The sequence below is a fragment of the Mesorhizobium sp. BR1-1-6 genome (genome assembly GCF_020165355.1).
Taxonomy (GTDB): Bacteria; Pseudomonadota; Alphaproteobacteria; order Rhizobiales; family Rhizobiaceae; genus Mesorhizobium.
This window is the reverse complement of record NZ_JAIUHZ010000007.1, coordinates 235,432-248,587: the sequence shown is the minus strand read 5'-3', so window position 1 is coordinate 248,587 and position 13,156 is coordinate 235,432. Positions and strand designations below refer to the sequence as shown.

Genomic DNA, 13,156 nt, shown 5'->3' with positions numbered 1-13,156 from the left:
GCGGCTGGACAGTGCGCTCCTGCGAGGAAGGCACCGAGGTGCCCGTTGGTCAATCCTCATTGGTCAACAAGATCGCGACTACGCGGCCCTGAGCCGGTAGCGGAACACCGTGTGGTCGAGCAGCAGCCGGATGCGCGGTTCGGCTTCGGTCGCCACCAGCCAGCTTGCCGCGATCATGGTCGCGCCGACCATTGCCATCGACAGGAGATAGGGAAATCCCGCGCGGACCATCGCGCCGAGCATCGCCGCGCCGATGACGTCGTGGATCAGATAGAGCGGGTAGGTCATCAGGCCGATCCGGCGCCAGCCGCTCCAGCTGAGGTCGAGCCGCAGCGACCATGCCATCAGGGCGATGGCGACCAGGAAGACAAGGATCGGCGGCGCATAGGGCATCGCGGCGCCGACCTTGGCGCTGTGGACATCGACCGAACTGGCGATTTGCAGCACGCCCCCGCCCAGGAACAGCAGGCAGAAGGCCAGGCGCGAGGCCGTCACCGCCTTGAACCGCATCAGCCAGATGAGCACGCCGACGGCGAAAAAAGAGCCATGGTGCACCAGGACGAGCTGCAGCCAGCGTGTCTCGGCGAGGTCGGACCAGCCGAGCGGATAATAGAGGCACCAGAACAGCGTGCTGACGAGGCCGATCACGACTGCCACCGTCTCCATCAGGTGGAAGCGGCCAAGCCGCAACAGGATCCAGACGACAGCGTAGAAGGCGATCTCGATGCCGAGCGTCCAGTAGACGCTGTCCACCCAAGGGCCGTAGGGCGCGAAAAGGCCGGTGCGAACGAGCCTGATCACGGCATCGGTTGGCCAGCTCAGACCGGTGAGCAGCAGCACCGCCGCGGTCACCGGCGCGCAGATCCAGACCGCCGGCGCCAGCCTTTTCACCCTTGCCTCGAAAAACCGCAGCGGCGTCGAATTCTCGGCGCTGAAGGCGATGACGAAACCGCTGATGACGAAGAATATCTGCACGCCGACCCAGCCGGAGCCGACCAAGGCCATTTCGGGATGGGGCGGGATGCCGCCGGTCGCGCGCGCCGAAACCCCGTCAGGGAATGCCCATACCCAGAAGCCATAGTGATAGAACATCACCATGACGGCGGCCAGGAAACGCAATATGTCGACGCCGCCGAATGTCGCCTTGTGCTGAGCCATGCCGTGCCTTTGGAATGGCCCCCCAAGCCAAACCCTAGAGTCTGTTGTTGCATTGCACAACAAAAGATTGGCCAGATGTGACAGTTGGCGCCGACCGCTCAACAAACGGAAGGATCGGGTCTGCTGCGCCCGATCATCTAGACCCCGATGCCGCGCTCCTTCAGCACGGCCGTGATCTCGTCGAGGATGACCGGGTCGTCGATCGTCGCCGGCATGGTCCAGTCTTCCTTGTCGGCGATCTTCTGCATGGTCCCGCGCAGGATCTTTCCCGACCGCGTTTTCGGCAGCCGCTTGATCGTCACCACCGTCCTGAAGGCGGCGACCGGGCCGATGCGCTCGCGCACCAGCCCCACCACTTCGCTCTCGATGAGGCCGATCTCGCGCGAGACACCAGCGTTGAGCACGACGAAGCCGAGCGGAACCTGGCCCTTCATCGAATCGGCGATGCCGACGACGGCGCATTCCGCGACGTCGGGATGCGTTGCCAGCACCTCTTCCATGGCGCCGGTCGACAGCCGGTGGCCGGCGACATTGATGATGTCGTCGGTGCGGGCCATCACGTAGAGGTAGCCGTCCTCGTCGATCATGCCGGCATCGGCCGTCTTGTAGAAGCCGGGGAACTCGTCGAGATAGGCTTGGCGGAAACGGGCGTCGGCGTTCCACAGCGTCGGCAGGCAGCCCGCCGGCAGCGGCAGCTTGACCACGACATTGCCGAGCGTGCCGCGCGGCACCTCGTGGCCGGCATCGTCGAGCACGCGGATGTCGTAGCCGGGCATCGGCACGCCGGGTGAGCCGTATTTTACCGGCAGCAGGCCAAGGCCTGCGGGGTTGATGGTCATTGGCGAGCCGGTCTCGGTCTGCCACCAATGGTCGATGACCGGCACGTTCAGTTTCTGCTCCGCCCATTTGATGGTTTCGGGATCGGCGCGCTCGCCGGCGAGGAACAGCGTTCGGAATTTCGACAGGTCGTATCTGGCGACGAATTCGCCCCTGGGATCCTGCCCCTTGATGGCGCGGAACGCCGTCGGCGCGGTGAACAGGGCGACCACGCCATGCTGCGCGATCACCCGCCAGTAGGTGCCGGCATCGGGCGTGCCGACCGGCTTGCCTTCGAACAGGATGCTGGTGCAGCCATGCAGCAGCGGCCCGTAGACGATGTAGGAATGGCCGACCACCCAGCCGACGTCGGACGCCGCCCAGAACACTTCGCCGGGCTTGACGCCGAACTCGTTTTCCATCGTCCATTCGAGCGCCACCATGTGGCCGCCATTATCGCGAACGATGCCCTTGGGCTGGCCGGTCGTGCCTGACGTGTAGATGATGTAGAGCGGGTCGGTGGCAAGCACCGGAACGCAGTCGACATTGGCGCCGGCCGCCCGCTCGCGCGCGACCGCGTCCGCATAGTCGATGTCGTAATTGTCCCTGAGCTCGCAGCGCAATTGGTCGCGCTGCAGGATCAGGCAGGCGTCCGGCTTGTGGCGGGATATCTCGATCGCCTTGTCGAGCAGCGGCTTGTAGGCGACGACGCGGCCGGGCTCCAGGCCGCAGGAGGCCGAAATGATCACCTTCGGCCTGGCGTCGTCGATGCGGGTGGCGAGCTCATGCGAGGCAAAACCGCCGAAGACGACCGAATGCACGGCGCCGATGCGGGCGCAGGCAAGCATGGCGATGGCCGCTTCCGCCACCATCGGCATGTAGATGATGACGCGGTCGCCCTTGCCGACGCCGCGGTTCTTCAGCACCGAGGTCAGCGCCACCACTTCGCGTTTGAGCTCGGCATAGGTGAATGTCTTCACGGTGCCGGTGATGGCGCTGTCATGGATCAGCGCGATCTGGTCGGCACGCCCGCCGGCGACATGCCGGTCGAGGGCATTGTAGCAGGTGTTGCAGGTGGCGCCGGTAAACCAGCGGCCATAAACGCCGGCTTCCGCATCGAACACCTTGTCGTAAGGCGTGTACCAATCGATGGCGTTCGCCGCGTCCGCCCAGAACTTTTCCGGGTCGCGTTTCCAGCCGTCATAGACCTCGTGATAGCGTGAAGCCATCCGTTTCCTCCCCAGGAAGATTTGCCGTCTTGGCAATAGCCTATGCTGTTTTTTCCGGCGATGTCTTCCCTCAATTCGTCTGATCCGGTCCGGTCCTGGTCGCAAAGGTGCGACATCGTGGCCCTCCGGGAAGAAAAGCAACGGTCCGGCCCGGGCGTTCCCATGTGGCCGTGTGCACCGGCGCGTCGGCCGGTGGTCTCGTCGTCGGGCATGGTCACCGCGATCGAGCAGCCGTCTTCCGGGTCAGTCGATCCTTTTTGTGCTCACCATCACCGGCCGGATCGGCGGCGCCGGCGGCAGCAGGTCGCGAATGTCGGCGAAGGGAAACATCGGCTCGAAGCGGAAGGCTTCGGCCTGCGATCCCGGCGCGCCGTTGCACTGGCCGGCGCGAAAAAAATTCTGCGTCCGGGCGATGTCGACGAAGTGCTCCGGATCCTGCGACTGGTGCAGGCGGATCGCCTTGGCCTTGATCTCGGCCTGGGCTGATATCTCGACATAGTGGGTCGGGGAGAATCCGGTGCCGCCCATCGTGTCGGCATGCAGCACCGGTACGGCGAACGAGGCCGCGATGCGCACGGCGTCCGACAGCGCGCGGTGGTCGGCGTGATAGTCGTTTGGCGCATGGGTAATCACCAGATCCGGTCCGATTTCGCCAATCAGCGTCTTCAGCGCGCCGATCAGCGCGGCATCCGCCACCAGTCCGCCGTCGTGAAAGTCGAGGAAGCGCGGCGCCGCCCCGAGCAGCGCGGCCGCGGCCGTTGCCTCCTCGCGACGGACACGGGCGAGAACCGTGGGATCGCTCTTGCCGCCCCTGGCACCATCCGTGGCTATGGCAAAAGTCAGTTCTGCGCCTTGCGCCGCATAGGCCGCCATCGTACCGAACATGAATATCTCGATGTCGTCAGGATGCGCGCCGAGCGCCAGTATTTTCAACGCTTCTCTCCCCGGAAATGGAAAAACGTGACGAACGGAATCCTGCTCGCCCTGATCGCCTATGCAAGCTATTCGGGCAGCGATGCCGTTGTCAAAAGCCTGGGCGGGCAGTTCACGGTGTTCGAGATCGGTTTCTTCTCGATATTGTTCGCCGGCTGTTTGCTCTTCTTCACCCGGCCGGCGGACGAGCGTTGGCGTGATTTCTGGCGCACCAAACGACCCTGGGCGGTGCAGGCGCGCGCCTGGGCGGGTATCGCCTCGGGCGTGCTCAGCGTCTATGCCTTCACCACCATTCCGCTGGCCGAAGTCTACGCGCTCGTCTTCCTGGCGCCGCTCTGCGTCACCATCCTCTCCACGGTCGTCCTCAAGGAAAAGGTCGGGCCCTGGCGCTGGCTGGCGGTGGTCGCCGGTTTTGCTGGCGTCATGCTGGTGGTGAGACCGGGTTTTCGCGAACTCAATCTTGGACACCTCGCCGCCTTTGGCGTGGCCTTTCTGGCAGCCGCCAGCGTCATCCTGATGCGCTCGCTGGCAAAGCAGGAAAAGCGCACGACCATGCTCGGCGTGCTGATCGGCTACGGCCTGTTGTTCAACGGCATCGGCATCGCCGCTACCTCGTTCACGCTTCCCGACGCAAGGCAGCTTGCATGGCTGATAATGGCCGGCGCCTTCACCGCATGCGGACAATTGCTGCAGCTGCTGGCCGTCAAATACGCGCCCGCCAACCGGATCGCGCCGACGCATTACTCGCAGATGGTCTGGGCGGTCATCCTCGGTGCGCTGTTCTTCCGGGAATATCCCGACTGGCTGTCGCTGGTCGGCCTCGCGGTCGTCGGTGGGTCCGGCCTGCTCACCATGGTGCGCGAGGAAGTACGGTTGGGCACGGTGCGCTGGAACCCATTTTCGCGCACCCGGCTTTGATCTGGCGCCGGTTGCATGGCGACCACGAGCGCTGATATGCGGGCGCGATGACGACAAAAGTCTTGCCGGAGCTTCCGGTATCCGCCGTGCTGCCGGCGCTGGGCCATGCACTCGGCTCCGGCAACGGCGCCGTGCTTGTGGCGCCGCCCGGCGCCGGCAAGACGACGCTGGTGCCGCTGGCGCTGCTCGATGCGCCATGGCTGGGCACGGGCAAGATCGTGCTGCTGGAGCCGCGCCGGCTCGCCGCCCGCGCCGCCGCCCGCCGCATGGCCGAATTGCTTGATGAGGAGCCCGGCGCCACCGTCGGCTATGCCATGCGCATGGAGAACCGCACTTCGGCCCGGACAAAAATACTGGTCGTCACAGAAGGTGTGCTGGCGCGGATGATCCTTGACGATCCCGAACTGCCCGGAATCTCGGCCGTGATCTTCGACGAATTCCACGAGCGCTCGCTCGACGGCGATTTCGGCCTCGCTTTGGCGCTCGACGTGCAAGGCGCGCTGCGGCCGGACCTGCGCGTCTTGGTGATGTCGGCGACGCTGGACGGCGCCCGTGTCGCGAAGCTGTTGTCGGGCGCGCCGGTGATCGAAAGCGAAGGCCGTGCCTTTCCCGTCGACATCCGCTACGACGAACGGCCGGCCGGCATCGCAATCGAAGATGCCATGGCCAAGGCGATCCGCTCCGCTCTTGCCGACGAGAGCGGCAGCGTGCTTGCCTTCCTGCCCGGCCAGCGCGAGATCGAGCGCACCGCCGAGCGGCTTGCCGGCAAGGTCGGCGCCGACACCGATATCGTGCCGCTCTACGGCATGCTCGATGGCAAGGCGCAGGACGCGGCGATCAGGCCGGCGCCGGCGGGCCGCCGCAAGGTGGTGCTGGCTACGTCGATCGCCGAGACCTCCATCACCATCGACGGCGTGCGGGTCGTCATCGATTCCGGCCTGTCGCGGCTGCCGCGCTACGAGCCGGCCAGCGGCCTGACGCGGCTGGAGACGGTGCGCGCCAGCAAGGCCTCCGCCGACCAGCGCGCCGGCCGTGCCGGACGCACGCAGGCCGGCGTCGCCATCCGACTGTGGCGCGCCGAACAGACGGCGTCGCTTCCAGCCTTCACCCCGCCGGAAATCCTCGAGGCCGACCTTTCCGGCCTGCTGCTTGACTGCGCCGCCTTCGGCGTCGCCGATCCGACGAGCCTCGCCTTCCTCGATCCGCCGCCGGCCCCGGCGCTCAACGAGGCAAGGGCGCTGCTGCGCGCGCTTGATGCCATCGACGAGGCGGGGCGGCTGACGGAAGCGGGCGCCGCGATGCGCAAGCTCGCTCTGCCGGTGCGGCTGGCGCATATGGTCGCCGAGGCGGCCCGCGGCGGCCATGCCGGCGAGGCGGCCATGCTCGCGGTGCTGCTGACCGAGCGCGGGTTGGGCGGTGACGGCGCCGATCTCGAACGCCGGCTGATGCGCTTTCGCCAGGAAAGATCGCCGCGCGCCACCGCCGCGCGGCAACTCGCCGAACGCCTGGCGAGGCAGGCCTCTTCACCCTCCCCCTTATGGGGGTCCGAAGGACGGGCGAGACCCGTGGCTCGCCCCGGAACGTCGATCCGCGAAGCGGAGCGGGGCGGGGGGCTTTGGCGCCGCACCCCCACCCCGGCGCTACGCGCCGACCCTCCCCACAAGGGGGAGGGTGGCAGCGCTGGTCCTCTCCTCATCCATGCCTGGCCCGACCGCGTCGCCAAGGCGCGCGGCGAGCGCGGGCGTTTCGTGCTGGCCAACGGCTCCGGTGCCATGCTCGATGCTGCCGATCCGCTTGCCGGCGAGGCGTTTCTGGTTGTCGCCGACCTGCAGGGCAAGGCGCAGAATGCGCGCATCACGGCGGCGGCGGCGATCAGCGAGGACGATATTCGTTCAGCACTGGCGGAAAGGATCGAAACCCGCAGGCAAACGAGCTTCGATCGCGAGCGCCGCGCCGTGCGCGTGCGCGAAACCGTACGCCTCGGCGCTATCACGCTGGCCGAGCGCATGCTGCCTCCGCCAACCGGCAATGAGGCCGACCGCGCCATGCTTGACGCCTTGCGCGAACATGGACTTTCGCTGCTGAGCTGGAGCAAGGAGGCCGAGACGCTGCGCCAGCGCCTGTCCTGGCTGCATCGCGGCCTTGGGGCGCCGTGGCCCGATATGTCCGACACGGCACTTATCGATCGCCTCGACGACTGGCTGCTGCCGTTCCTGTCGGGTGCCGCATCCTTCTCGGCCATCGATCCGGGTGTCGTCCCGGCCGGGCTGACGGCGCTTGTGCCGCACGATTTGCAGCGCCGGATCGACGCGCTTGCGCCGACCCATTTCGACGTGCCGTCCGGCAGTCGCGTGCCGATCCGCTATGACGGCGAATGGCCCGTTTTGGCGGTTCGTGTCCAGGAACTGTTCGGCCTCGACCGGCACCCTGCAATCGCAGGCGGCACCGTGCCGCTGACGCTCGAACTGCTGTCGCCCGCGCACCGGCCGATCCAGACGACGCGCGACCTGCCCGGTTTCTGGCGCGGCTCCTGGGCCGATGTGCGCGCCGACATGCGCGGCCGCTACCCCAAACACGTATGGCCGGAAAATCCGCTGCTCGCCGCCGCCACCAGCCGCGCCAAGCCGCGCGGGACGTAGTTGCTTGGCGATTGGCGCAAACGCCATCGCTTCGTCATCCACCTAGCGCTGGCCGCTTCGCGGCTGTATTTCATGGCCATGATCAACGTATTGCGTTCTCCCGACTTCCAGCAGAGCCAGCGACTGCGCCTCAACACGCTGATCCGGCTGCGCTGGCTTGCCATTGTCGGCCAGAGCGTGACGGTGCTTTTCGTCGCCTACGGCCTGAAATTCCCACTGCCGGTCAGCCTGTGCTTTGCCCTGATCGCCTGTTCGGCCTGGATGAACCTGCTCCTTGCCTTTCGGTTCCCGGCCGCGCACCGGCTCACGCCGTTCGCCGCCTTCGGCATCCTGATCTTTGATAGCCTCCAGCTTGCCGGCCTGCTCTACATGACCGGCGGCCTTACCAATCCGTTCTCGCTGCTGATGACGGTGCCCGTGGTCATTTCGGCGACGTCGCTGCCCTTGCGCCTGACCGCGGTGCTTGGGGGGCTGGTGATGACGACGGCGACCTTGCTGGTCTTTTTCCACTTGCCATTGCCCTGGCATGAAGGCGCGCCGCTGGCGATGCCCTTCATCTATGTTGCCGGCATGTGGATGGCGGTGCTGTCTTCGATCGCCTTCACCGCCATTTACGCCTTCCGCGTGGCCGCGGAAGCCCGCCTCCTGGCCAATGCGCTCGCCGCCACCGAACTGGTGCTCCAGCGCGAGCAGCATCTGTCGGCACTCGACGGGCTGGCCGCCGCCGCCGCGCATGAGCTGGGCACACCGCTCGCCACCATCACGCTTGTCGCCAAGGAGATGGAAAAGGCGCTCGGCAAGGACGCGAAATACGGGGAGGATGTGACGCTGCTGCGCTCCCAGAGCGAGCGGTGCCGCGAGATCCTCAAGCGCCTGACCAGCCTGTCGTCCGAGGGAGAGGCGCATTTGTCCCGCCTGCCGCTGACCTCGCTGGTCGAGGAGGTCACCGCGCCGCACCGCGACTTCGGCATTTCGATCAAGCTCAGGCCCGGCGAGCGCAGCGGCCCCGAGCCGGTCGGGCGCCGCAATCCCGGCGTCATCTACGGCCTTGGCAATTTGGTGGAGAACGCCGTCGATTTCGCCCGCGAGAGCGTCACCGTGCGCTGGAGCTGGGACGAGGCCACCGTCTCCTTCTCGATCATCGATGACGGTCCCGGCTTTCCGCCCGAGATCATCGACCGCATCGGCGAGCCCTATATGTCGACACGCCAGGGCACGGAGGCCGGCGGCGGGCTGGGGCTGGGCCTGTTCATCGCCAAGACATTGCTCGAGCGATCGGGCGCCACGCTCGACTTTCGCAATTCGAGCGGACTGGGCGAGGGCGCCATGGTGCGGATTTCATGGCCTAGAAATGTTTTCCTGAACCCGGAATCGGCGCCCGCGACGATGTTTGACACCGCGTGAATTGGACAATCGCCCCGCAAAACTATATCTGCGTAAAATTAAGGCAGCAGGAATTTCAAGACGATGACAGGCGATGAAAACAGTGGCGCAATGGTTGAGGGCGAGGACACCTCGCTTCTGATCGTCGACGACGACAAACCGTTCCTGACCCGTCTGGCCCGCGCCATGGAAACCAGGGGGTTCGTGGTCGAAACGGCCGAGAGCGTCGAGGAGGCGGTCGGCAAGGCACGCGCCAATCCGCCCGCCTACGCGGTGGTCGATATGCGGCTTGGCGACGGCAACGGCCTCGACGTCGTGGCCGCCATCCGTGAGAAGCGCGAGGATTCCCGCGCGATCATCCTGACCGGCTACGGCAACATCGCCACCGCGGTGACGGCGGTGAAGCTCGGCGCCGTCGACTATCTGTCGAAGCCGGCCGACGCCGACGACGTCTTTGCCGCGCTAACCCGCACGGCCGGCGAGCGCGCCGCGCCCCCGGAAAATCCGATGTCGGCCGACCGCGTGCGCTGGGAGCACATCCAGCGTGTCTACGAAATGTGCGAGCGCAACGTCTCCGAGACCGCGCGCCGCCTCAACATGCATCGCCGCACCCTGCAGCGCATCCTGGCCAAGCGCGCGCCGCGCTAGGAGTGTGCGCGCTGAGCAATTCCTTCGGACCGGTTTCTGCTTACGGGGAAGCATCCAATTGTCGAACTCGGCGCCGCCCCTCACCTGCCTGCCGGCATCCTCTCCCCGTATAGTGACGGGGAGAGGGGCGCTGTCATCGCCGATTTCGCTAACCACCAGCGTTGCAAAAAGGCGCCGACGCTGCGGCCAGCCTCTTTCTCCCCGTCACTATACGGGGAGAAATGCCCGGCAGGGCAATGAGGGGCGGCGCCGGCCTCGACAATAAAGCCTGCCGGACAGGGCGGCATAACGGAGGGTGAAATGCGGGACTTGAAACAGCGGCCGGTTTCCGTCCTGCGCGAATTTCTCGACAGCGAGGCGGCCGGCGGCATCATGCTGATGGTGGCGGCGGCATTGGCCTTGATCGTCGCCAACTCACCGCTTTCCGGAACCTATTTTGCCGTCCTCCACGCCTATCTCGGCCCGCTCAGCGTGTCGCACTGGGTCAATGATGGGCTGATGGCGGTATTCTTCCTGCTCGTCGGCCTGGAGATCAAGCGCGAGATGCTGGACGGCCAGCTCTCGACCTGGCCGCGCAGGGTGCTGCCCGGCATCGCGGCGGCCGGCGGCATGGTGGTGCCGGCGCTGGCCTATGTCGCCATCAACCGTGACAATACGGCCGCGCTGTCCGGCTGGGCGATCCCGACCGCCACCGACATCGCCTTCGCGCTCGGTGTGCTGTCGCTGCTCGGCAATAGGGTGCCGGCCTCGCTGAAGATCTTCCTCACCGCCCTTGCCATCATCGACGATCTCGGTGCGGTGATCATCATCGCGATCTTCTACACGAGCGGCCTGTCGCTTGCCTATCTGGGCGCCGCCTTCGCGGTCATCGCCGCGCTTGTCGTGCTCAACCGCATGCGGGTGATGAGCCTCGTGCCCTACCTCGTGCTCGGTGCGATCCTGTGGGTGCTGGTGCTGAAGTCGGGCGTGCATGCCACGCTTGCCGGCGTGGCGCTGGCGCTGACCATTCCGCTCGAACGCACCGCCGGCATCGAACACGATCTCGACCATTCGCCGCTGCACCGGCTCGAGCACGGCCTGCACGCAATAGTGCCTTTCGTGGTCATCCCCATCTTCGGCTTTGCCAATGCCGGCGTTTCGCTCGCCGGCTTGAGTGTCGGCGCGCTGTTCGAGCCGCTGACGCTCGGCGTCGCCGCCGGCCTCGTCGTCGGCAAGCTGGTCGGCGTGTTCGGTTCCTCCGCGCTCGCCATCCGCTTCGGTCTCGCCGACCTGCCGGCCCATGCCGGCTGGCTGCACATGATCGGCATCTCGCTGCTGTGCGGCATCGGCTTCACCATGAGCCTGTTCATCGGCCTGCTCGCCTTCGCCAGCGACGTCGCGCTGCAGGACGCGGTCAAGGTCGGCATTCTCTCCGGCTCCCTGGTCGCAGCGCTGCTCGGCGCGGCCGTCCTGCTGATGGCGCCGGCGGCGACTGAGGTGGATGAGGGCGAGGAGTAGGGGCCTATCAGCGACTTCAATGCACTCTTTTCGAGGTCGCGCTGCCCCTCATCTGCCTGCCGGCATCTTCTCCCCGTATAGAGACGGGGAGAAGGGGTGACGCGACCCCTTGGCGCTTTCTTCCATAAGTTGGCGAATCGCCGACGACAGCACCTTTCTCCCCGTCTCTATACGGGGAGAAATGTCCGGCAGGACAATGAGGGGCGGCGCCGTCGGTTGCGTTCTATCTCCTGCCTGCCAGCCTATTCGCTCTCTCCCTCCAGCGCAGGCACGGCCACCCCGGCGAGCTCCGCCGCCAGCAGCCGCGCGGCGCCGGCCCGCGCGATCCGCAGCATCAGCGCCTTGCGCGTCGCCGCCACCATGCGGTGCTCGGGCGCCTCGCGCAAAATCTCGGCGCCATAGCCGTCGGAGAGGATGAAGCCGCATTCTTCGGGAAAAATCTCCGCCGGCACGCCGGGATGGGTGGCGAAGAAGAAGCGGTCCGAGTGCAGCCGGTAGTCGGGCCATTTGCGGTCGACACGAAAATCCTCGACCGAGGATTTGATCTCGATGATCCATATGTCGCCGTGGCGGGTCAGCGCGACGAGGTCGGCGCGGCGGCCGGTCGCCAGCGACAGTTCAGGCAGCACATGCGCGCCCATTTCGCGGAGCAGGCGCTGCACCCCGCGCCGCACCAGCATGGCGCGTTCGGACTGGCGACCATCGATGAGCGGGTTCAGGGGAATCGGTGAGATGATTGGCATGACGGGACCATGCCAGATTTTGTTCACGATTTGAACCCGTACCGCTCATTTGGTGGCCACCCAAATCAATGGGTGCTCGATAGCATGAGCAGGCACGGAGAACCGTATGGCCACCTTCACTTTCCGTGATGGGTGAACGTGGCGGGACGACCTACGGCGCGGGAGAAGTCCTGGCGTTTATGAGCGACCAGGCCCCGTCGTTTCGATCGTAACCGGCACGCCCTGGCGCAACGAGTTGCTGACCGTGGAAACCACGCTTGCACGGTCAATGATCCTTTGGGGATCGGACCCGTCCAAGGTCTCGCAGGAAACCGTCATCCTTGCCGCGGTCGCCAGCAGGGGCTTGCCGTCGAGGTCAAGCCTCACCGAGACGGCGATCCTGCCGAGTTTCACGCCGATCTCGTCGGCGACATAGCGAAGGTCGTTGCAGAAGCAGCCGCCAATCGCCAGCGCCAGCAGCTGGCCGCCATTGAAGCCCAGGCCCATGCCGCCGGCCTTGCCCTCGGGCCGGTCGACGACGATCGTGTGGCCGCCGGCCCAGCCCATGGCGGCTTCGGTGCCTTCGACATTGTGCAGTTCGACAGTCATCGAGGCCATCGGCATCCTCCCTCCGTAGCCGAGAGGCGTCGGGCCTGGCCGGCACGGATCTATGCGACCGTGACGGCTTTATCGCCGAGCGGCGCGGTTCCCGCAATGTCATCGATGATCGGGCAGTCCGGCCGGTCGTCGCCATGGCAGGCCTGGACGAGCTTCTGCAGGGTCGATCGCATCGACTGCAGCTCGCGCACCTTCTCCTCGATCGCCCTGACATGGGCGGTGGCGATCTCGCGCACGTCGTGGCTGGCGCGGCTGCGGTCCTGGTAAAGCGCCATCAACTGGCGGCAATCGTCGATGGAAAAGCCCAGGTTGCGGGCACGGCGCAGGAAGGTCAGCCGATGGATGTCGTCGCCCGAATAGTCGCGATAGCCGTTGCCGGCACGCGCAGGCGCGATCAGGCCAATTTCCTCATAGTAGCGGATGGTCTTGGCTGGCAGACCGGAACGCTGGGCGGCGTCGCCGACATTCATGGTTGTTCCTCGATTCCTGCTGGCCCGAGAGTCATGGCCATTGAATTTCCTTCACAATCCGGTGAAGGCTGTTGCCGAAATGCCGCAGTTGCTGGCTTACCGGCAGGTGAGGTCTTGCATATAGG

The 13,156-nt window shown here is 66.0% G+C and carries 11 protein-coding genes; 5 read left to right on the top strand and 6 right to left on the bottom strand.

All coding sequences use genetic code 11. The features are described from left to right. Positions 1 to 78: 78 nt before the first annotated feature. From LB545_RS16680 to LB545_RS16670, 3 genes are all read right to left on the bottom strand, one after another. Positions 79 to 1,158 carry an acyltransferase family protein gene (locus tag LB545_RS16680; protein WP_140728830.1) on the bottom strand — a complete coding sequence of 360 codons (1,080 nt, stop codon included), beginning with the start codon at positions 1,156 to 1,158 and terminating at the stop codon, positions 79 to 81. A gap of 137 nt (positions 1,159 to 1,295) precedes the next feature. Continuing rightward, a complete protein-coding gene (locus tag LB545_RS16675) occupies positions 1,296 to 3,203 on the bottom strand; it encodes a propionyl-CoA synthetase (RefSeq protein WP_224705485.1) in 1,908 nt (635 codons plus the stop codon). Between the two features lie 243 nt (positions 3,204 to 3,446). After that, positions 3,447 to 4,136, bottom strand: coding sequence for a PIG-L deacetylase family protein (locus LB545_RS16670; protein ID WP_224705484.1), 690 nt, complete (start codon positions 4,134 to 4,136; stop codon positions 3,447 to 3,449). 27 nt (positions 4,137 to 4,163) lie between these two features. Here LB545_RS16670 and LB545_RS16665 point away from each other — a divergent pair, with 27 nt between their 5' ends. The 5 genes from LB545_RS16665 (at position 4,164) to nhaA (ending at position 11,221) form a co-directional block, all read left to right on the top strand. Beyond that, on the top strand, positions 4,164 to 5,054 hold the full coding sequence (locus tag LB545_RS16665; protein WP_140624886.1) for a DMT family transporter: 891 nt from the start codon (positions 4,164 to 4,166) through the stop codon (positions 5,052 to 5,054). A gap of 47 nt (positions 5,055 to 5,101) precedes the next feature. Further along, positions 5,102 to 7,693, top strand: coding sequence for an ATP-dependent helicase HrpB (gene hrpB, locus LB545_RS16660; protein WP_140559745.1), 2,592 nt, complete (start codon positions 5,102 to 5,104; stop codon positions 7,691 to 7,693). 72 nt (positions 7,694 to 7,765) lie between these two features. After that, complete coding sequence (locus LB545_RS16655) at positions 7,766 to 9,097, top strand: ActS/PrrB/RegB family redox-sensitive histidine kinase (protein WP_140559744.1); 1,332 nt, start codon at positions 7,766 to 7,768, stop codon at positions 9,095 to 9,097. A 63-nt stretch (positions 9,098 to 9,160) separates the two neighbouring features. Continuing rightward, the gene (locus LB545_RS16650; protein WP_140497143.1) at positions 9,161 to 9,724 is read left to right on the top strand and encodes an ActR/PrrA/RegA family redox response regulator transcription factor; all 564 of its coding nucleotides are present in this window, start codon (positions 9,161 to 9,163) and stop codon (positions 9,722 to 9,724) included. 300 nt (positions 9,725 to 10,024) lie between these two features. Next, on the top strand, positions 10,025 to 11,221 hold the full coding sequence (gene nhaA / locus LB545_RS16645; protein WP_140674161.1) for a Na+/H+ antiporter NhaA: 1,197 nt from the start codon (positions 10,025 to 10,027) through the stop codon (positions 11,219 to 11,221). A gap of 242 nt (positions 11,222 to 11,463) precedes the next feature. Here nhaA and LB545_RS16640 read toward each other — a convergent pair whose 3' ends face one another. The 3 genes from LB545_RS16640 to cueR form a co-directional block, all read right to left on the bottom strand. Further along, complete coding sequence (locus LB545_RS16640) at positions 11,464 to 11,964, bottom strand: MmcB family DNA repair protein (protein ID WP_140497303.1); 501 nt, start codon at positions 11,962 to 11,964, stop codon at positions 11,464 to 11,466. Positions 11,965 to 12,141: 177 nt separating this feature from the next. After that, positions 12,142 to 12,561 carry an OsmC family protein gene (locus tag LB545_RS16635; protein WP_140497139.1) on the bottom strand — a complete coding sequence of 140 codons (420 nt, stop codon included), beginning with the start codon at positions 12,559 to 12,561 and terminating at the stop codon, positions 12,142 to 12,144. A gap of 50 nt (positions 12,562 to 12,611) precedes the next feature. Next, positions 12,612 to 13,031, bottom strand: coding sequence for a Cu(I)-responsive transcriptional regulator (cueR, locus tag LB545_RS16630; RefSeq protein ID WP_140497137.1), 420 nt, complete (start codon positions 13,029 to 13,031; stop codon positions 12,612 to 12,614). Positions 13,032 to 13,156: the final 125 nt, after the last annotated feature.